The organism is Pseudomonas sp. Yb2C2 (assembly GCF_052112325.1).
Taxonomy (GTDB): domain Bacteria; phylum Pseudomonadota; class Gammaproteobacteria; order Pseudomonadales; family Pseudomonadaceae; genus Aquipseudomonas; species Aquipseudomonas marginalis.
The window spans coordinates 109,980-128,680 of the sequence record NZ_JAVAJK010000008.1; the positions used below are offsets into that span (position 1 = coordinate 109,980).

The 18,701-nt window shown below is 62.0% G+C and carries 16 protein-coding genes; 11 read left to right on the plus strand and 5 right to left on the minus strand.

Annotation, left to right across the window (positions count from 1 at the left end; all coding sequences use genetic code 11):
• Positions 1–29 precede the first annotated feature (29 nt).
• On the minus strand, positions 30–1,685 hold the full coding sequence (locus Q8X51_RS13270; protein ID WP_407693832.1) for an acyl-CoA dehydrogenase family protein: 1,656 nt from the start codon (positions 1,683–1,685) through the stop codon (positions 30–32).
• A gap of 103 nt (positions 1,686–1,788) precedes the next feature.
• Entirely contained in the window at positions 1,789–4,179 is a 2,391-nt protein-coding gene (locus Q8X51_RS13275) for a hybrid sensor histidine kinase/response regulator (protein WP_407693833.1), read from the minus strand.
• Between the two features lie 274 nt (positions 4,180–4,453).
• On the opposite strand from Q8X51_RS13275, the gene Q8X51_RS13280 reads away from it, so the two are divergent.
• The 4 genes from Q8X51_RS13280 to Q8X51_RS13295 all read left to right on the plus strand — a co-directional run bounded on the left by Q8X51_RS13280 (position 4,454) and on the right by Q8X51_RS13295 (position 7,989).
• Positions 4,454–5,251, plus strand: coding sequence for a hydroxymethylpyrimidine/phosphomethylpyrimidine kinase (locus tag Q8X51_RS13280; protein ID WP_065924982.1), 798 nt, complete (start codon positions 4,454–4,456; stop codon positions 5,249–5,251).
• Between the two features lie 32 nt (positions 5,252–5,283).
• Entirely contained in the window at positions 5,284–5,913 is a 630-nt protein-coding gene (gene thiE / locus Q8X51_RS13285) for a thiamine phosphate synthase (RefSeq protein WP_065924981.1), read from the plus strand.
• Positions 5,914–5,924: 11 nt separating this feature from the next.
• The gene (hemL, locus tag Q8X51_RS13290) at positions 5,925–7,208 is read left to right on the plus strand and encodes a glutamate-1-semialdehyde 2,1-aminomutase (RefSeq protein ID WP_407693834.1); all 1,284 of its coding nucleotides are present in this window, start codon (positions 5,925–5,927) and stop codon (positions 7,206–7,208) included.
• A 226-nt stretch (positions 7,209–7,434) separates the two neighbouring features.
• The gene (locus Q8X51_RS13295) at positions 7,435–7,989 is read left to right on the plus strand and encodes a tetratricopeptide repeat protein (protein ID WP_065924979.1); all 555 of its coding nucleotides are present in this window, start codon (positions 7,435–7,437) and stop codon (positions 7,987–7,989) included.
• An 8-nt stretch (positions 7,990–7,997) separates the two neighbouring features.
• On the opposite strand, the gene Q8X51_RS13300 is transcribed toward Q8X51_RS13295, so the two are convergent.
• On the minus strand, positions 7,998–8,324 hold the full coding sequence (locus Q8X51_RS13300; RefSeq protein WP_003215457.1) for a DUF1820 family protein: 327 nt from the start codon (positions 8,322–8,324) through the stop codon (positions 7,998–8,000).
• Between the two features lie 131 nt (positions 8,325–8,455).
• Between Q8X51_RS13300 and miaB the strand changes: the two genes are divergently transcribed.
• The 5 genes from miaB (at position 8,456) to lnt (ending at position 13,868) form a co-directional block, all read left to right on the plus strand.
• Positions 8,456–9,784: a tRNA (N6-isopentenyl adenosine(37)-C2)-methylthiotransferase MiaB gene (miaB, locus tag Q8X51_RS13305; RefSeq protein ID WP_065924978.1), complete on the plus strand. Its 1,329-nt coding sequence runs from the start codon at positions 8,456–8,458 to the stop codon at positions 9,782–9,784.
• Positions 9,785–9,998: 214 nt separating this feature from the next.
• Complete coding sequence (locus Q8X51_RS13310) at positions 9,999–11,003, plus strand: PhoH family protein (RefSeq protein WP_065924977.1); 1,005 nt, start codon at positions 9,999–10,001, stop codon at positions 11,001–11,003.
• The gene (ybeY, locus tag Q8X51_RS13315) at positions 10,996–11,454 is read left to right on the plus strand and encodes an rRNA maturation RNase YbeY (RefSeq protein WP_027605250.1); all 459 of its coding nucleotides are present in this window, start codon (positions 10,996–10,998) and stop codon (positions 11,452–11,454) included. Before Q8X51_RS13310 ends, ybeY begins: the two co-directional genes overlap by 8 nt.
• A gap of 42 nt (positions 11,455–11,496) precedes the next feature.
• Positions 11,497–12,336 carry an HlyC/CorC family transporter gene (locus tag Q8X51_RS13320; protein ID WP_005791724.1) on the plus strand — a complete coding sequence of 280 codons (840 nt, stop codon included), beginning with the start codon at positions 11,497–11,499 and terminating at the stop codon, positions 12,334–12,336.
• An 8-nt stretch (positions 12,337–12,344) separates the two neighbouring features.
• Complete coding sequence (gene lnt, locus Q8X51_RS13325; RefSeq protein ID WP_065924976.1) at positions 12,345–13,868, plus strand: apolipoprotein N-acyltransferase; 1,524 nt, start codon at positions 12,345–12,347, stop codon at positions 13,866–13,868.
• A 73-nt stretch (positions 13,869–13,941) separates the two neighbouring features.
• Here the strand turns inward: lnt and Q8X51_RS13330 are convergent, their stop codons facing one another.
• Both Q8X51_RS13330 and Q8X51_RS13335 read right to left on the minus strand, forming a co-directional pair.
• Positions 13,942–14,703 carry a YdcF family protein gene (locus Q8X51_RS13330; RefSeq protein WP_323145656.1) on the minus strand — a complete coding sequence of 254 codons (762 nt, stop codon included), beginning with the start codon at positions 14,701–14,703 and terminating at the stop codon, positions 13,942–13,944.
• Between the two features lie 97 nt (positions 14,704–14,800).
• Complete coding sequence (locus Q8X51_RS13335; RefSeq protein ID WP_065924874.1) at positions 14,801–15,118, minus strand: hypothetical protein; 318 nt, start codon at positions 15,116–15,118, stop codon at positions 14,801–14,803.
• Between the two features lie 261 nt (positions 15,119–15,379).
• Here Q8X51_RS13335 and leuS point away from each other — a divergent pair, with 261 nt between their 5' ends.
• Both leuS and Q8X51_RS13345 read left to right on the plus strand, forming a co-directional pair.
• Positions 15,380–17,986, plus strand: coding sequence for a leucine--tRNA ligase (leuS, locus tag Q8X51_RS13340; RefSeq protein WP_065946570.1), 2,607 nt, complete (start codon positions 15,380–15,382; stop codon positions 17,984–17,986).
• 88 nt (positions 17,987–18,074) lie between these two features.
• Positions 18,075–18,680 (plus strand): LPS-assembly lipoprotein LptE, encoded by a 606-nt coding sequence (locus tag Q8X51_RS13345; protein WP_027605245.1) that lies wholly within the window; start codon positions 18,075–18,077, stop codon positions 18,678–18,680.
• The last annotated feature ends 21 nt before the right edge of the window (positions 18,681–18,701 follow it).

The window sequence follows — 18,701 nt, forward strand, 5'->3', positions numbered from 1 at the left end:
GCAAGCCCCCTCCCACATTTGGACCGTGTTTATTCAGATACATTGGGGCTTGAGCGCGCGACGATGGCCCCGACATCGACGCCACGCGGCAAGGTGCCGTAGACGCGGCCAGACGACTGGCCCAAACGGCTGGCGATAAAACCATCGCTGACCGCCGCATGACCGGCCTCCAGCAGCAACTTGGCCTGTAGCGCCACGGCAATATCCTCGGTCAACTGCCGCGCGCGGTACTGGATGTCCTGGGTGTCCATGAACGCCGACTTCAGGTGTTCGATATGCCGTGCCAGCTGCTTATCTCCATGCCCGTCACCGAGTTCGACAAACAGCGCTTCCAGCACACCGGGCTCCTTGGAGAGTGCGCGCAGCACGTCCAGGCATTGCACATTGCCGGAACCTTCCCATGTCGAATTCACCGGTGCCTCACGGTACAAGCGCGGCAGGATGCTGTCCTCCACGTAGCCCGCGCCGCCCATGCATTCGGCGGCTTCGTTGATCATTGCCGGGGCGCGCTTGCAGATCCAATACTTGCCCACCGCCGTCACCAGCCGAGCGAACTTGGCTTCCCGCTCATCGCCCAGATTGTCCAGGGCGCAGCCCATGCGCATGCTCAAGGCGAGCGAGGCTTCGCTTTCCAGAGCGAGGTCGGCCAGCACGTTTTGCATCAGCGGTTGCTCGCTGAGCACACGGCCACCGACCCGGCGATGAGCACAGTGATGGCTGGCCTGGGTCAGCGCCTGGCGCATCAACGCACTGGAACCGACCATGCAATCGAAACGCGTCATGGCGACCATCTCGATGATGGTCGCCACGCCACGCCCCTCTTCACCGATCATCCAGGCCAGGGCCCCACGAAACTCCACTTCACTGGACGCATTGGAGCAGTTGCCCAATTTGTTTTTCAGGCGCTGGATATAGAACTCGTTGCGGGTGTCATCCGGGCGGTGCCGGGGCAGCAGGAAACAGGTCAGGCCTTTGTCGGTCTGGGCCAGGGTCAGGAAGGCATCGCACATCGGCGCGGAGCAGAACCACTTGTGACCGACCAGCTCATAGGCTTGCCCGGGCCCGCCGGCGCCCACCGGATAGGCGCGGGTGGTGTTGGCGCGCACGTCGGTGCCGCCCTGCTTCTCGGTCATCGCCATGCCGATGGTTGCACCGGCCTTGTGGGCAATGCCGACATTGCGCGGGTCATAGTGGGTGCTGAGGATTTTCGGCAGCCAGGTCTGCGCCAGGTCCGGTTGCAAGCGCAGGGCCGGGACGCAAGCGAAGGTCATGGTCAGCGGGCAGCCGGTGCCGGCCTCAGCCTGGCTGTGCAGGTAGGTCATGGCCGCACGCGCCACATGGGCACCGGACTGTGGATGGGCCCACGGCAACGACGGCAGGCCATGCTCGACCGCGGAGCGCATCAGCTCGTGGTAGGCCGGGTGAAACTCCACCAGGTCGATGCGATGCCCATACCGGTCATGGCTGCTGAACACCGGTTTGTTCTGGTTGGCCAGGAACCCGGCCGCCATCAGCGGCCCGCCGGCCAACGCCCCGTAGGCATCGATGCGCGCCTGCGCCCAGCCGGCGCCAAAGCGCCGCGACCAGTCTTGCAGGGGCACGTCGATGCGGTACAGGTTGGTGCCGTCCAGGGAGGGCGGCTGGTTGGTGACGTCGTGGGTTTCGGCGAACTGATGCAGGTTCATGACGGGCCTCCTGGAAAAAGGCCCTGTCGAATGCACACCTACCCAGAAAGAAAGGCGCAGATCGATTGAGGCCGGTTTTTTCAGTTAAGCACCGTCATCCGGGTTAAAAAAGTGGCATACCCGCCGAATGCCCGGCGCTTTCGCCCTCGAGCGCGCTCAACAAGTGGCGCTCCAGTACCGCCTGCAGCGCCTCGAAGCGCACCGGCTTGGCCAGGCGGTCGGTGATGCCGATGCCATGACCGCGCTCGCGCTCGGACGTATTCAGCGACGTACTCAAGGCGATCACGGGCAATTCACCGCAGCCCGGCAGTGCACGAATCTGACAACACAACGAGAAGCCGCCTTCGGGCACATCCAGCAAGACCGCGTCAAAGCTTTGCCCCTGCAAGGCCGCCAACGCCGCCGGGCCGCTGTCCACGGTTTTCACCCGGTAACCCAGCTTGAGCAACATGCCGCGCACCACCAACTGGCCGACGCTGTTGTCATCCACCAGCAATACCGCGCAATCCTGGGGCGCGCGTTGCCGGCCGGGCGCCGGTTTTGCTTCCGGCGGCACCGGGCTGACGTTCACGTCCAGCTGGAAGCGGCTGCCCTTGTGCGGCTCGGAATGATGGGTAAGGCGCCCGCCCAACAGCTCGATCAATTGCCGGCAGATGGCCAGGCCGATGCCCAGGCCGCCATATTCGCGGGTCATGGAGCCATCGAGTTGGAAAAAGCGCTGGTACAAGGTCGCCTCGTCAAGGAAGGCGAAGCCGATACCGGTGTCGGTCACAATGAAGCTCAGGCGCACATCGCCGTCACTGTGAGGCACACCCACCACCCGCAGGCGCACGGAACCTTCGCGGGTGAACTTGAACGCATTGTCCAACAGGCAATCCAGGCACTGGAGCAGTTTGTCGGCGTCGCCCACCATGCGGTCCGGCAGCTCATCGGCCACATCGATGGAAAATGCCAGGCCTTTGCCTTGGGCACTGGTGGTAAATTGCTGGCGCAAGGTGTCGAGCACGCCGCGCAGGCTGAACACCCGAGGCTGGGCACTCAGGCGCCCGGCCTGCAATTCGGTGAGGGTGAGGATGCCGTTGACCATGCGCATCATGTCCCGTGCCGAACCGGCGGCCGTTTGCTGGTACTGCGCCAGGTCGTCGTCCAGCGACACCGTTTGCATCAGCTCAAGGGAGCCGATCACACCGTTCATGGGCGTGCGCAGTTCGTGGGTCAGCGTCGCGAGGAATTCATCCTTGAGACGGTTGCTGCGGGCCAGTTGCTGGTTGAGCACTTCGAGCTTCTGGCTGGCATCGAACAGGATCTGCGCCTGCTGCTCACGCATGGCATTGATACGGTCGGCGAGGGCCAGGGATAGCAGCGCCACTTCAATCGCCGAGCCGATCTGGCTGGCGTACATGGTGAGGAACACATTGGGCAGGTAGCCCAGTACCATCAGCGTGTTCACCACCCCGCCCAGCAGGAACGCCGACCACGCGATAATGAAATACCGCGCCACCCGCTGGCCGCAGTACCAGGCCTTGATGGCGGCGACGAAGATGGTCACGGTGAATACCAGCGCCAGGCCGGTCGCCAGGCGCAAGGCCAGGGCGTAGCTGGTCAGCAGCGCCAGCGCCATCACTACGCCGCCGCATACCGCCAGTGCCAGCAAGAGCCGGTTGAGCCAGCGGCTGTGCTGCGCGGTATGCAGGAAGCTGCGGGCGAACAGGCTGCCGAACAGCGCCGCCGAACCGATCAGCAACGGCACCGCCGCATTCGCCCACCACGGGTTGTTCGGCCAGAAGTACTGCACGGCCACGCCATTGACCGACAGTTGGTACAGGCCAAACGAGGCGATATAGAGGATGTAATACAGGTAGCTGGTGTCGCGCACGCTCAGGTAGATGAACAGGTTGTAGACCAGCATCCCCAGCAGGACGCCATAGATCACCCCCAGCACAGACAGGCGCAGCGGTTGTTGCTCCAGGTAAGCGGTGCCGGCCCAGAGCGTCAACGGCGCCTGGATCGAGCCCTCGCTTTGCAGGCGCAGGTAGAGCGTTTGCTGCTGGTCGGGCACGAAATTGAGCTTGAACAGGTAGTTGCTCTGGCTGACTTCACGACTGGAAAAAGGCAGCGCACTGCCGGTGCGGCTGGCCAGCCGATAGTTACCGGTGCCATCGTTCTGGTACAGGTCCAGATGATTCAGCGGCGGGTAAGCCAACTCCAGAAACCAGGTACGGGGGGCACGGGGGTCCTTGGCCACGTAATGCAGGTCGACCTTGAGCCAGAACACTGAGCGCGAATAGCCGGCGTTGAGGGTGGCGTTGTCATGGTGCTTGAATTGAGCAGCGTAGGCGGGGGAGCTTACTTCGGCGATGGTGAGGGCATCGGTCGGGTCTTCGAGCACTTGCATGGCTCGGCCCAGCGGCAGGCTTCGGGTGTCCTGGTTGAACTCGATGGCGCTGGCGAGCATCGGCAGCCCGCACAACAATAAGATCAGCAAATAGCGCATAGAGCCCCAGCGTGGCCTGTCCGGTTATGTCAAAAGCCCCCATTCCTTTTGAGAAGACGTACACCGGCGGTACAGTTAAGTTGTTTGAATCCACTTTAGCATAGCCGCTAAAGGCCATTGGACACCATTGAAATGATTTTTTGAAAGGCTCTAGAACAAGGCTTTCAGCGCGTTTCATCGACGAGAAAACACCAAAAAAGCGGCGTTTTCGCGACAACATTCAACCATCGCCCGAAGGCCCCGCCAAAAGCGTTTGGTGGTAAGCTCGCGCACCATGAATATCTACAGCTCTCGCCCCGTTGTCCTCTGTCTCTCCGGCCATGATCCCAGTGGTGGCGCCGGCTTGCAGGCAGATATCGAAGCCCTGCTCGCCCAAGGCTGCCATGCGGCCCCGGCCGTCACTGCCCTGACCGTGCAGAACACCGTCAATGTCAGCGATTTCCGTGTACTGGACCGTGAGTGGGTACTGGCCCAGGCCAATGCCGTACTCGGTGACTCCGACGTGGCGGCGGTCAAGCTGGGCATGCTCGGCTCCACCGCAATGGTCGACACCGTGGTCGAACTGCTGCAGGCGCACCCGCACCTGCCGGTCGTGTGCGACCCGGTGCTGCGCGCCGGCGGCGGCGGCAGCCTGGGCAAGGACGAAGTCGGCTATGCCATGCGCGAGCGGCTGCTGCCGCTGTCGCTGATCGCCACGCCGAACCTGCCTGAAGCCCGTATCCTCGCCGAACTGCCCGAGGGCACCGCCGACGAATGCGCCGAGAAGCTGTTGCCGTTCATCAAGCACCTGTTGATCACCGGCGGCCATGGCGATGAGCACGAAGTGCACAACCGCCTCTACAGCCGTGATGGCACGCGCCAGACCTTTACCTGCCAGCGCCTGCCCGGCAGCTATCACGGTTCGGGCTGCACCCTGGCCAGCGCCCTGGCCGGACGGATCGCCCAAGGCGAAGGGCTGGTGAGTGCGGTGCAGTCGGCACTTAACTACACTTGGCGCACCCTGCGTGACGCCGAACAACTCGGCCAGGGCCAGTTCGTACCGCGCCGGCTGCCGCTGGATTTCTGCTCGTAACTATCTGCTCTTAACAGCAAGAGGCCTGCCCGATGAAACTACGTGGCCTTTACGCCATTACCGACAGCCAACTGTTGGCCGGCAAGTTCCTCGCCTATGTCGAAGCGGCATTGGACGGTGGCGTGACCCTGCTGCAGTACCGCGACAAAAGCAGCGACGAAGCCCGGCGCCTGCGCGAAGCGGAAAAACTGCGGGAGCTGTGCTCGCGCTACAAGACCCAGCTTATTATCAATGATGACTTCGACCTGGCCGCGCGCCTGGGCGTCGGCGTGCACCTGGGCCAGACCGATGGCCCACTGACGCCGGCCCGTGCGTTGCTCGGTTCCAAGGCGATCATCGGCGCCACCTGCCACGGCCAGATCGAACTGGCCGAACAGGCGGCAAAAGAAGGCGCCAGCTATGTCGCCTTCGGCCGCTTCTTCAATTCCAACACCAAGCCGGGCGCTCCGGCCGCCACCGTTGAAATGCTCGCCGAGGCCCGCAAGCGCCTGCATGTGCCGATCTGCGTGATCGGCGGCATCACCCTGGAAAACGCCGGACCGCTGGTGGCCCATGGTGCCGACCTGCTGGCCGTGGTCCACGGCCTGTTCGGTGCCGACAGTACCCAGGAAGTCACGCGCCGCGCCCGCGCCTTCAACGACCTTCTTAAAATTTCAGTTTAGAGAGCCCGATCATGTCTCGTTCCGAAACCCTGTTTGCCGATGCCCAGAAACACATCCCCGGCGGTGTGAACTCCCCCGTGCGTGCGTTCAAAAGCGTGGGCGGCACGCCGTTGTTCTTCAAGCATGCCGAAGGCGCCTACGTCACCGACGAAGATGACAAGCGCTACGTGGATTACGTCGGCTCCTGGGGCCCGATGATCCTCGGCCACAGCCACCCCGACGTGCTGGACGCAGTGCGCAGGCAACTGGAACACGGCCTGTCCTACGGCGCACCGACCGCCATGGAAACCGAGATGGCCGATCTGGTCTGCAGCATCGTGCCGTCGATGGAGATGGTGCGCATGGTCAGCTCCGGCACCGAAGCCACCATGAGTGCGATTCGCCTGGCCCGTGGTTTCACCGGCCGCGACAGCATCATCAAGTTCGAAGGCTGCTACCACGGCCATTCCGATAGCCTGCTGGTCAAAGCCGGTTCCGGCGCGCTGACCCAAGGCGTACCCAGCTCGGCCGGCGTACCGACAGCGTTCGCCAAACACACCCTGACCCTGCCGTTCAACGACATCGGCGCCGTCGAGCAGATGCTCAGCGAAGTCGGCCAGGACGTAGCGTGCATCATCGTCGAGCCAGTGGCCGGCAACATGAACTGCGTGCCGCCCGCCCCGGGCTTTCTGCAAGGCCTGCGCGAACAGTGCGACAAGCACGGCGTGGTGCTGATTTTCGACGAAGTGATGACCGGCTTCCGCGTTGCCCTCGGCGGTGCCCAGGCGCACTACGGCGTCACGCCGGACCTGAGCACGTTCGGCAAGATCATCGGTGGCGGCATGCCCGTGGGCTGCTTCGGCGGCAAGCGCGAGATCATGCAGCACATCGCGCCGCTGGGCCCCGTGTACCAGGCCGGCACACTCTCGGGTAACCCGCTGGCCATGGCGGCCGGCCTGACCACCCTGCGCCTGATCAGCCGCCCGGGCTTCCACGCCGAGCTGACCGACTACACCACCCGCCTGCTGGACGGCCTGCAACAGCGCGCCGACGCCGCCGGTATCCCGTTCGTGACCACGCAAGCGGGCGGCATGTTTGGCCTGTACTTCAGTGGTGCCGATGACATCGTCACCTTTGATGATGTGATGGGCAGCGATGCCGACCTGTTCAAGCGCTTCTTCCACCTGATGCTGGAGGGCGGCGTGTACCTGGCACCGAGTGCCTTCGAAGCCGGCTTCACCTCGATCGCCCATGGCGATGCCGAGCTGAAACTGACACTGGATGCCGCCGAACGCGCCTTCGCCGCACTGAAATAAGCTGGAGCAAAAACCTGACGTCGCTGTGGGCGGCGTCAGATTTGCTACTTTGCCTACAGGGATTTCCTTATTTTTCCGAGAATTTACCTGCAATCCGGCAGATAACTTGCCCAAGCAGCAGAAAAACGAGTAAAGACTTTGTAAGCAGAGGCCTGCTTATTTCATAATGCGCGCTTATTGGATCCCGAGAGGGTCCGCGCGCCCCGTCAGAGGTAAGTCGATTCCCATGAAACGCACCGGCCGCACCCTGGTACTGGGCTGCCTGTTGCTCCTTCAGCCGCTGCTGGCACATGCCCAGGCAGGCGGCAACTCGTTGTTAATCCCAGCGATGGGTCGTTGCACCCTCAATACCCAGCCAGACAGCCAGGCCGAAGCCCTGAGCGCGTGTCAGAAACAGGCCGACGGTGGGGATGCGCAGGCGCAATACGAGTTGGGCGAGTACTACCACGACAGCAAAAACCCCGCCCGTGACCTCAACAAAGCCTTGAGCTACTTCGAGAAAGCCTCGCTGCAGGGCCACGCGCAGGCGCAGTTCCAGCTCGGCACCATGTTCTTCAAAGGCGAAGGCGTGCCGGCCAATAACGTCCAGGCCTATATCGTGCTGAAAATGGCCGCGGTCAACGGCGCCGAAGACGCGCTGGACACCGCCGACGAAGTCGCCGAGCACATGCAACGCGATGAATTGGAAGTGGCCACCCAAGTACTGGGGCAGATTTTCCGCAACTACCTGCTGGAACTGCAGAGTGCCGATGGGCGCTCGCCCTTCTCACCCCTGCCCTGACACCCAGCCTATTTCTCAGGCATCGGCATCGGAAACGGCATGACATTGCTCATGCCCCGGGCTTCGCTGATCTTCGGCGTGCCCAGGCGCTCGACTTCGTCGATGCGCACGATCGAATGCATCGGCACAAAACTGCGCACCACGCCTTCGAACTGGGCCTTGAGCTTTTCCTCGCCCGGGTCGACGACCAGCTGTGTGCGCTCGCCAAAGACGAACTCTTCCACTTCCAGGAAACCCCACAGATCACTTTGATAGATCTGCTTGGCGTACATTTCGAACACCTGGCCCTGGTTGAGGAAAATCACCTTATAGATTGGAGCTTCACGTTTGGTCATGGTGGGTGAGGAACACATGGGGGATATAAAAGAGGGCGCGAACTATAGCATGGCACCCGATGCACAGTGCTAGGAACCGATGGGCATGACCCCTATAATGCGCGGTTCTTTACCACCAGTTGACGATTCCCATGGCCAAGAAGCTTTATATCGAAACCCACGGTTGCCAGATGAACGAGTACGACAGCTCGCGCATGGTCGACCTGCTGGGTGAACACCAGGCCCTGGAAGTCACCGCCCGCGCCGAAGATGCCGACGTGATCCTGCTCAATACCTGCTCGATCCGCGAGCGGGCCCAGGACCGTGTGTACTCGCAGCTGGGCCGCTGGCGCGAATTGAAACTGGCCAACCCGGACATGGTGATCGCCGTCGGCGGTTGCGTGGCCAGCCAGGAAGGCGCCGCGATCCGCGACCGTGCGCCGTATGTCGACGTGGTCTTCGGCCCACAGACCCTGCACCGCCTGCCGGAAATGATCGACGCCGCACGCGTCACCAAGCTGCCCCAGGTCGACGTCTCGTTCCCGGAAATCGAAAAATTCGACCACTTGCCCGAGCCACGTATCGACGGGCCGAGCGCCTACGTGTCGGTGATGGAAGGCTGCAGCAAGTACTGCACCTTCTGTGTGGTGCCCTACACCCGTGGTGAAGAGGTCAGCCGGCCGTTTGACGACGTGCTCGCAGAAATCATCCATCTGGCCGAAAACGGCGTGCGCGAAGTGACCCTGCTGGGCCAGAACGTCAACGGCTATCGCGGCCTGACCCACGACGGGCGCCTGGCTGACCTGGCGGAGTTGATCCGCGTGGTCGCTGCGGTGGATGGCATCGAACGCATTCGCTACACCACCTCGCACCCGCTGGAGTTCTCCGATAGCCTGATCCAGGCCCATGCCGACGTGCCGGAACTGGTCAAGCACCTGCATTTGCCGGTGCAATCGGGCTCGGACCGCATCCTCTCGGCGATGAAACGCAACCACACCGCCCTGGAATACAAATCCAAACTGCGTAAATTGCGCGCGGCGGTGCCAGGCATCTGCATCAGCTCGGACTTTATCGTCGGCTTCCCCGGCGAAACCGAGAAAGACTTCCAGCAGACCATGAAGCTGATCGAAGACGTCGGTTTCGACTTCTCCTACTCGTTCGTCTACAGCCAGCGCCCCGGCACCCCGGCGGCGGACCTGTTGGATGAAACGCCGGAAGCGCTGAAAAAAGAGCGCTTGAACGCGCTGCAACATCGCCTTAACCAGCAGGGTTTCGAGATCAGCCGACAAATGGTCGGCTCCATCCAGCGCATCCTGGTCACCGACTATTCGAAAAAAGACCCTGGCGAATTGCAGGGCCGCACCGAGAACAACCGGATCGTCAACTTCCGTTGCGATAATCCGACATTGATCGGTCAGTTTGCCGACGTGCACATCGATGCGGCGCAACCGCACTCGCTGCGCGGGTCGCTGGTGCAATAAACCAAGTTTCTGTAGGAGCGAGCTTGCTCGCGAAAAACCTGAGGGCACCGCGTATATTCAGGCTGCACGCGTTACCGTTGACGTTTTTCGCGAGCAAGCTCGCTCCTACAGAATCGCCGTCAGCCAATATGCTCCGTTTAAGTGCTTTCGCACCCGGCGTGCTGGCGTTATCCTCTCTTTCACTTAAACAGCCAAAGGGCGGCTAAAAGCAACCTTGAACGCACCCATAGCAGAACCCCATCGTTTTCTCCTCGAGCCCTTTGAGGCTCGCCGTTTCGCCAACCTGTGCGGACAGTTCGACGAGCACCTGCGCCTGATCGAACAACGCCTGAGCATCGAGATCCGCAATCGCGGCAATCAGTTCGAGCTCATTGGTGAACCCCAACACACCACGTCTGCAGAAAACCTGCTGCGCCGCCTCTACCGTGAAACCAAGGGTAGTGAGCTGTCGCCGGAAACGGTGCACCTGTACCTGCAGGAATCTGCCGTCGAAGACCTGGCCAACAACCCGGTGGCCGAAGCCAGCGTGGCCCTGCGCACCAAAAAAGGCATGATTCGCCCCCGCGGCTTGAATCAGCAGCGCTACGTCAAGGAAATCCTCGGCAACGACATCAACTTCGGCATCGGCCCGGCCGGTACCGGCAAGACCTACCTGGCCGTGGCCTGTGCGGTCGACGCCCTGGAGCGTGAGCAAGTACGCCGTATCCTGCTGGTGCGCCCAGCGGTCGAGGCCGGTGAAAAACTCGGCTTCCTGCCGGGCGACCTGGCCCAGAAGATCGACCCGTACCTGCGCCCGCTCTACGACGCACTGTACGAGATGCTCGGCTTTGAATACGTGGCCAAGCTGATCGAGCGCCAGGTGATCGAGATCGCCCCGCTGGCCTACATGCGCGGCCGCACCTTGAACAACAGCTTCATCATCCTCGACGAAAGCCAGAACACCACCGTCGAGCAGATGAAGATGTTCCTCACCCGTATCGGTTTCGGCTCCACCGCCGTGATCACCGGTGACGTCACCCAGGTCGACCTGCCCAAAGGCACCAAGTCTGGCCTGGCCCAGGTGATCGAGGTGCTCAAGGATGTGCCGGGTATCAGCTTCACGCACTTCATGCCCAAGGACGTGGTCCGCCACCCGCTGGTGCAGCGCATTGTCGAAGCCTACGAGCGCTTCGACCACCGCGATGACACACCGGCCAAGGACGTTCGCCGCGATGCTTGAGCTTGACCTGCAGCTGGCCACCGAAGCGCCCGCCCCCAGCGAAGAACAGTTCCGTCAATGGTGCGCCCTGGCCCTGCGCCAGCGCAGCGCCGACTCGGAACTGACCATCCGCCTGGTGGACGAGCCCGAGGGCCGCGAGCTGAACCACACCTGGCGCCAGAAGGACTACGCGACCAACGTGCTGTCGTTTCCCGCCGATGTACCCGATGAGTTGCTGGATATCCCCCTGCTGGGCGACCTGGTGATCTGCGTCGAGGTGGTCGAGCGTGAAGCGAAGGAACAAGGCAAGGAACTTGAGGCTCACTGGGCCCATCTAGTCATCCACGGCTGCTTGCATCTCTTGGGTTACGACCATATAGACGATGAAGAAGCCGAGGAAATGGAAGCACTGGAACGAACGTTGCTTGCAGAATTGGGTCACCCTGATCCATATGCAGACGACGAAAACTGATCAACACTCAACTGTCACATCAAAGGATTTAGAGTAATCGCTATGAGCGAAGACCGATCGAGCAACGGGCAAAAGTCATGGCTGGGTAAACTGACCCAGGCTTTTGCCCACGAGCCGAAAAACCGCCAGGAGCTGCTGGAGCTGCTGCGCGAGGCCCACCAGAATAAGTTGCTGGACAGCGAAGCGCTGGCCATCGTCGAAGGCGCCATCCAGGTGGCTGACCTGCAGGTTCGGGACATCATGGTCCCCCGCTCGCAGATGATCAGCATCAAGGCGACCCAGACCCCACGGGAATTCCTCCCGGCCGTGATCGACTCGGCGCACTCGCGCTACCCGGTGATCGGCGAAAGCCATGACGACGTCATGGGTGTCCTGCTGGCCAAGGACCTGCTGCCGCTGATCCTCAAGGAGAACGGTGACAGCTTCAACATCAAGGACCTGCTGCGCCCGGCCACCTTCGTGCCCGAATCCAAGCGCCTGAATGTGCTGCTGCGCGAATTTCGCGCCAACCACAATCACATGGCCATTGTGATCGACGAATACGGCGGCGTGGCGGGCCTGGTGACCATCGAAGACGTGCTGGAACAGATCGTCGGCGACATCGAGGATGAGCACGACGTCGAAGAAGACAGCTACATCAAGCCGCTGCCCAGCGGTGACTTCCTGGTCAAGGCGCTGACGCCGATCGAGAACTTCAACGAGTTCTTCGACAGCGAATTCTCCGACGACGAGTTCGACACCGTCGGTGGCCTGGTGATGAGTGCGTTCGGGCACCTGCCCAAGCGTAACGAAACCACCGAGATCGGCGCCTATCGCTTCCGCATCCTGAATGCCGACAGCCGCCGCATCCACTTGATTCGCCTGACACCTATTGCCCGCTAAGGATTGATATGCAGCGCCTAACCCGCCCCGGCTGGCCCGGTAATCTGCTGGCCGTGGTGGCCGGCGCCATCACCACCCTGGCGTTGGCGCCATTCGACCTGTGGCCGTTTGCATTGGTTGCGGTCGGATTGTTCTATGTCGGGCTGCGGGAGCTGACGCCGCGCCAGGCCCTGGGCCGTGGCTGGTGCTTCGGGTTCGGCCTGTTTGGCGCCGGCACCAGCTGGATCTACTACAGCATCCACCACTTCGGCGGCGCTTCGGTGCTGCTGGCGGGGTTTCTGATGCTGTTGTTTACCGCCGCCATTGCCTGGTTCTTCGCCCTGCCCGCGTGGTTATGGGCGCGCTGGCTGCGTCGCAATGAAGCGCCGTTGGCGGATGCGCTCACGTTTGCCGCGTTATGGGTCGGCCAGGAGGCCTTTCGCGGCTGGTTCCTCACCGGATTCCCGTGGTTGTACTCCGGTTACAGCCAGCTCGACGGCCCCCTCACCGGCCTGGCGCCAGTGGGCGGGATGTGGCTGATTTCCTTTGCCCTGGCGCTGACGGCGGCCCTGCTGTGCAACCTGCCACGCCTGCTGGCCGGCAAACGCAATGGGTTTATCGGCGCTGGCCTGGTGTTACTGGTAGCGCCCTGGGCCATCGGCCTGGCACTCAAGCATCATGCCTGGACCACGCCCTCGGGCGCGCCACTGACCGTCGCCGCGATCCAGGGCAACGTCGAACAAAGCATGAAGTGGGACCCCGAGCAGTTGAATGCGCAGCTCGCGCTGTACCGCGACATGAGCTTCAGCTCCAAGCCGGTCGACCTGCTGGTGTGGCCGGAAACGGCCGTGCCGGTGCTCAAGGAGTCCGTCGAGGGCTACCTGGGAATGATGGGTAAGTTTGCGGCTGACCGGCACACCGCGCTGATCACCGGCGTGCCGATTCGCCAGGAAGTGCATCACCAGAAGCGCTACTTCAACGGTATCACGGTGGTGGGTGAAGGTGACGGTACCTATCTCAAGCAGAAGCTGGTGCCGTTTGGCGAGTACGTGCCGTTGCAGGATATGCTGCGCGGCCTGATTGCCTTCTTTGACCTGCCCATGTCGGACTTCGCCCGTGGCCCTGCCGACCAGCCGATGCTGCAAGCCAAGGGCTATCAGATCGCGCCGTTCATTTGCTACGAAGTGGTGTACCCGGAGTTCGCAGCCGGCCTTTCCGCCCAGAGCGACCTGCTGCTGACCATCAGCAATGACACCTGGTTCGGCCGCTCCATCGGCCCGTTGCAGCACCTGCAAATGGCGCAGATGCGTGCGTTGGAGGCTGGCCGCTGGATGATCCGCGCCACCAATAATGGCGTGACCGGGTTGATCAACCCATTTGGGCAGATCACCGTGCAGATCCCGCAGTTCGAACGCGGTATCCTCTACGGCGAAGTGGTGCCGATGCACAACCTGACGCCGTACCTGCAATGGCGCTCGTGGCCGCTGATCATCGTGTGCCTGGTGCTGTTTGGTTGGGCGCTGCTGGCAGGCCGGATGGCCAAAACCGTTTAAGAGCCAACGCGAACAAAGTGTGGGAGGGGGCAAGCCCCCTCCCACACTTTGATCTGCATTTTAATCAGCAGGGTTATCGATAGAACAACCGGTAGCCTAGCTGCCCCACCGCTTCATTGATCAACTGCCCGCTCTGCCACACCGACTTGAACTCTGGCATCCAGCCGCCCAGCGGCCGGGCGTTGTCCACGCCGAGGAACCCCACCGGCGCCGGTACCACGGTGAAGCCGGCCTTTTCAAAACTCCACACCGAACGCGGCATGTGCCAGGCCTGGGTCACGACCACCACACGCTTGATGCCCTCGGGCAATAGAATCCCGGCACTCATCTGCGCGTTTTCCCAGGTGGTGCGGCTGCGTTCTTCCTTCCAGCGCACAGCAACGCCGAAGTCATCCTGCATCGATACCGCCATCAACTGCGCCTCGCTGGGCGGCGTGCCGTAATGCAGGCCACCGGTGGTCAGCACCGGCAGCCCTGAGGCCTTGGCCAGTCGCGCGGCATACCGCTGGCGCTCCAGGCCGATGCCGGTCGGCTGATCAGAACCCCATGCCGAGTCGCCGCGCTCGCGTCCCGAGCCCAGCACCACAATGGCATCGGCGCGCTGGGCCAGGGTCGACCAGTCTTCACGGGCCAACGGTGGCTCGGTCTCCAGGGCACGTGCGCCCCACTCCACCGCCACCGGCAGGCTGATCAACCACATGCCGCCAAATCCGAGGGCAAAGCAGCAGCCGGCCAAACGGGGGCGGCTGCGACGAAACCACCAGGCAAGGGCCAGCAGCAGCAAGAGAATGCCGGGTGGCAGGAGCAGCTGTTTGATGAAATAACGAATAGGCATCGGGCATCTCCATAGATGCCCGAAGCCTAAGGTGTAACGGGGTTTAGCGACAATCTTTACAGTGACATGGCACGATGACGTGATTCAGGGGAGTGAACTACTTGAAGCGGGCGGACCGGAGCCTTTCCGGGCCACGACCGGCCGACAAGTCCTTGAGCCACACCACCTTGGCTGAGTGCGTAGGCTCTTTGGCTGGCGGGGTTGCCACCCAAGAAGGCGCACTGCGCTTATTACGTTCCAGGTAAGCTTTGATCAGTTCCAGCTCCGCACGGCTCAAACCGCGCAGTTCCAACTCTACGGGCCGTTCATCACGCAATCGGCCCGCGGTCCTCGCTGCATCCAATGCGCGACCCAATCGGTCGATCAGTCCTTCGTAGATTTCCGGTTTCGTTGCGATTCGCTGCGATTCGACCATCCCCTCACCTCATTGAAGAAAGACTTGCTCCCCAATAAACAGCGTAGTCCCCATGGCTGCGCCTGCCCGGCGCCGCGACAGACGGCCCTCGCCGCGCAATCAGGGTTTCCCTCGATAGAGTGGGGTCATGTATGCTACGGCGCTTCCTGTAACTCCACTTCCCGCAGGGTTTGGGCACGGACGCGCCGCTTTTTGGTGTCGAACAACCTGAACGTTGCACCGAAGAGGATTAGGCCACCCCTATTCAGTTCAAAAGTAGCCATGCACGAACAATATCAGCCCCGTGAAATAGAAAATGCCGCCCAAACCTTCTGGGACGAGCAAAAGTCCTTTGAAGTCAGTGAACAGCCAGGCAAGGAGACATTCTATTGCCTGTCGATGTTCCCTTACCCCAGCGGCAAGCTACACATGGGGCATGTGCGCAACTACACCATCGGCGACGTCATCTCCCGCTACCAGCGCATGCAAGGCAAGAACGTCCTGCAACCCATGGGTTGGGACGCCTTCGGCATGCCGGCGGAAAACGCCGCGATGAAAAACAACGTGGCCCCCGCCAAGTGGACCTACGAAAACATCGCCTACATGAAGACCCAGCTGCGCAGCCTGGGCCTGGCGGTGGACTGGTCCCGCGAAGTCACCACCTGCAAGCCGGATTACTACCGTTGGGAACAATGGCTGTTCACCCGCCTGTTCGAAAAAGGGGTGATCTACAAAAAAAGCGGCACCGTGAACTGGGACCCTGTCGACCAGACCGTCCTCGCCAACGAACAGGTGATCGACGGTCGCGGCTGGCGCTCCGGCGCACTGATCGAAAAGCGCGAAATCCCGATGTACTACTTCAAGATCACCGCCTACGCGGATGAACTGTTGTCGAGCCTCGACGATTTGCCGGGCTGGCCTGAACAGGTCAAGACCATGCAGCGCAACTGGATCGGCAAGTCCAAGGGCATGGAAGTGCAGTTCCCCTACAACGTCGACTCCATCGGCGAAGCTGGCGCACTCAAAGTCTTCACCACCCGTCCGGACACCTTGATGGGCGCGACCTACGTCGCCGTGGCCGCCGAACACCCGCTGGCCACCCAGGCCGCACAGAACAATCCTGAGCTGCAGGCGTTCATCGCCGAATGCAAAGGCGGCAGCGTGGCCGAAGCCGACGTCGCCACCCAGGAGAAAAAAGGCCTGCCGACCGGCCTGTTCGTCGAGCACCCGCTGACCGGCGAGAAGTTGCCGGTATGGGTCGCCAACTACGTGCTGATGCACTACGGCGATGGCGCAGTAATGGCTGTGCCGGCCCACGACGAGCGCGATTTCGAATTCGCCACCCAATACAACCTGCCGATCAAGTCAGTGGTGCGCACCAGTTCCGGCGACACCAACCCAGCCCCGTGGCAAGACGCCTATGGCGAGCACGGTACGCTGATCAACTCCGGTGAGTTCGACGGCCTGGACTTCGCCGGCGCCTTCGACGCCATCGAAGTCGCACTGATCAAGAAGAACCTCGGTGCCTCGCGCACCCAGTTCCGCCTGCGCGACTGGGGCATCAGCCGCCAGCGCTACTGGGGCTGCCCGATCCCGATCATCCACTGCCAGACCTGCGGTGACGTACCGGTTCCGGAAGACCAGTTGCCGGTCGTCCTGCCGGAAGACGTGGTGCCGGACGGTGCCGGTTCGCCATTGGCGCGCATGCCCGAGTTCTACGAATGCAGCTGCCCGAAATGCGGCCAGCCGGCCAAGCGTGAAACCGACACCATGGACACCTTCGTCGAGTCCTCGTGGTACTACGCCCGCTACGCCTCGCCGCACTACGAGGGCGGCCTGGTAGAGAAATCCGCAGCCGACCACTGGTTGCCGGTGGATCAGTACATCGGCGGTATCGAACACGCCATCCTTCACCTGCTGTACGCGCGCTTCTTCCACAAGCTGATGCGCGACGAAGGCCTGGTGAGTTCCAACGAACCGTTCAAGAACCTGCTGACCCAGGGCATGGTGATCGCCGAGACCTACTATCGTCGCGAAGCCAATGGCGCCTACACCTGGTTCAACCCGGCGGACGTCGAGCTCGAGCGCGACAGCAAAGCCAAGGTCATCAGCGCCAGACTGATCGCCGACGGCCTGCCGGTGGAAATCGGCGGCACCGAGAAGATGGCCAAGTCGAAGAACAACGGCGTCGACCCTCAGTCGATGATCGACCAGTTCGGCGCCGACACCTGCCGCCTGTTCATGATGTTCGCCTCGCCGCCTGACATGAGCGCCGAATGGTCCGACTCCGGTGTCGAAGGGTCGCACCGTTTCCTCAAGCGCGTCTGGCGCCTGGCGCACGCCCATGTCAGCCAGGGCCTGCCGGCCAAGCTGGACGTGGCGTCGTTGAGCGACGAGCAGAAACTCATTCGTCGCAGCACCCACCTGGCCATCAAGCAGGCCAGCCAGGACGTGGGCCAGAACCACAAGTTCAACACCGCCATCGCCCAGGTGATGACGCTGATGAACGTGCTGGAAAAAGCCCCGCAAGCCACCGCACAGGATCGCGCACTGGTACAGGAAGGCCTGGAGACGGTCACCCTGCTGCTGGCGCCGATTACACCGCACATCAGCCACGAACTGTGGAGCCGCCTGGGCCATAGCGACGCGGTCATCGATGCGCGCTGGCCGGTACAGGATGACAGCGCCCTGGTACAGGACACGCTGCAACTGGTGATCCAGGTCAACGGTAAACTGCGCGGCCAGATCGACATGCCCGCCAGTGCCAGCCGTGAAGAAGTCGAAGCGGCCGCACGGGTCAACGAGAACGTGCTGCGCTTTACCGAAGGCCTGACGATCCGCAAAGTGATCGTGGTGCCTGGCAAACTGGTCAATATCGTCGCTAGCTAATCGGATCGGGCGTGGGGCTCGAGCCCTGCGCCGAACAAAGCCTTCAGGGCCTCGATAAGGCCCACATGGTTTCAAGGGGAGCAACAAAATGATCAAACGCAATCTGCTGGTTATGGGCCTTGCCGTACTGCTGAGCGCTTGCGGCTTCCAGCTGCGCGGCACCGGCACCAATGACCTGACGATCAAGGAACTGGACGTCAGCGCTCGCGACGCCTACAGCGAGACAGTGACCCAGCTGCGCCAGGTCCTGGAAAACAGCGGCGTGCACGTCTACACCGGCGCGACCTACAAACTGTTCCTGGCTAACGAGAAAGAAACCCAGCGCAACCTGAGCTACGCCAGCGCCGGACGTGCGTCCGATATCGAACTGAGCACCGTGCTCAGCTTTGAAATCCAGGGCCGCGATCACCTGCCGTTGATGAATGACAACATCCAGGTGCAGAAGATTGTCAGCCACGATGGTAACAACCTGGTGGGTTCGGACTCCGAAATCATCCAGGTGCGCAAGGAGATGCGTCGCGAGCTGGTGCAACGCATGGTCCTGCGCCTGTCGCTGCTCACCCCACAACAGCTCGAAACCTTGCAGCAACGTGCTGACGACAAGGCCAAGGCCGATGCCGACGCGCTGAAAGCCGCGAAAGAGTACGAAGACAACACGCCGAAACAATCGCCTGTTGAAGTCCCTGTCGAGTAAGCCAGACGGGGCGCCCCTGGC

Bases quoted from the DNA above. Each gene is read 5' to 3' on its own strand.
- Q8X51_RS13320 (WP_005791724.1), top strand. From the start codon at position 11,497: ATGAGCGAAGACCGATCGAGCAACGGGCAAAAGTCATGGCTGGGTAAA.
- hemL (WP_407693834.1), top strand. From the start codon at position 5,925: ATGTCTCGTTCCGAAACCCTGTTTGCCGATGCCCAGAAACACATCCCC.
- Q8X51_RS13345 (WP_027605245.1), top strand. From the start codon at position 18,075: ATGATCAAACGCAATCTGCTGGTTATGGGCCTTGCCGTACTGCTGAGC.
- leuS (WP_065946570.1), top strand. From the start codon at position 15,380: ATGCACGAACAATATCAGCCCCGTGAAATAGAAAATGCCGCCCAAACC.
- Q8X51_RS13335 (WP_065924874.1), bottom strand. From the start codon at position 15,118: ATGGTCGAATCGCAGCGAATCGCAACGAAACCGGAAATCTACGAAGGA.
- Q8X51_RS13270 (WP_407693832.1), bottom strand. From the start codon at position 1,685: ATGAACCTGCATCAGTTCGCCGAAACCCACGACGTCACCAACCAGCCG.
- Q8X51_RS13280 (WP_065924982.1), top strand. From the start codon at position 4,454: ATGAATATCTACAGCTCTCGCCCCGTTGTCCTCTGTCTCTCCGGCCAT.
- miaB (WP_065924978.1), top strand. From the start codon at position 8,456: ATGGCCAAGAAGCTTTATATCGAAACCCACGGTTGCCAGATGAACGAG.
- Q8X51_RS13295 (WP_065924979.1), top strand. From the start codon at position 7,435: ATGAAACGCACCGGCCGCACCCTGGTACTGGGCTGCCTGTTGCTCCTT.
- ybeY (WP_027605250.1), top strand. From the start codon at position 10,996: ATGCTTGAGCTTGACCTGCAGCTGGCCACCGAAGCGCCCGCCCCCAGC.
- Q8X51_RS13330 (WP_323145656.1), bottom strand. From the start codon at position 14,703: ATGCCTATTCGTTATTTCATCAAACAGCTGCTCCTGCCACCCGGCATT.
- thiE (WP_065924981.1), top strand. From the start codon at position 5,284: ATGAAACTACGTGGCCTTTACGCCATTACCGACAGCCAACTGTTGGCC.
- Q8X51_RS13300 (WP_003215457.1), bottom strand. From the start codon at position 8,324: ATGACCAAACGTGAAGCTCCAATCTATAAGGTGATTTTCCTCAACCAG.
- lnt (WP_065924976.1), top strand. From the start codon at position 12,345: ATGCAGCGCCTAACCCGCCCCGGCTGGCCCGGTAATCTGCTGGCCGTG.
- Q8X51_RS13275 (WP_407693833.1), bottom strand. From the start codon at position 4,179: ATGCGCTATTTGCTGATCTTATTGTTGTGCGGGCTGCCGATGCTCGCC.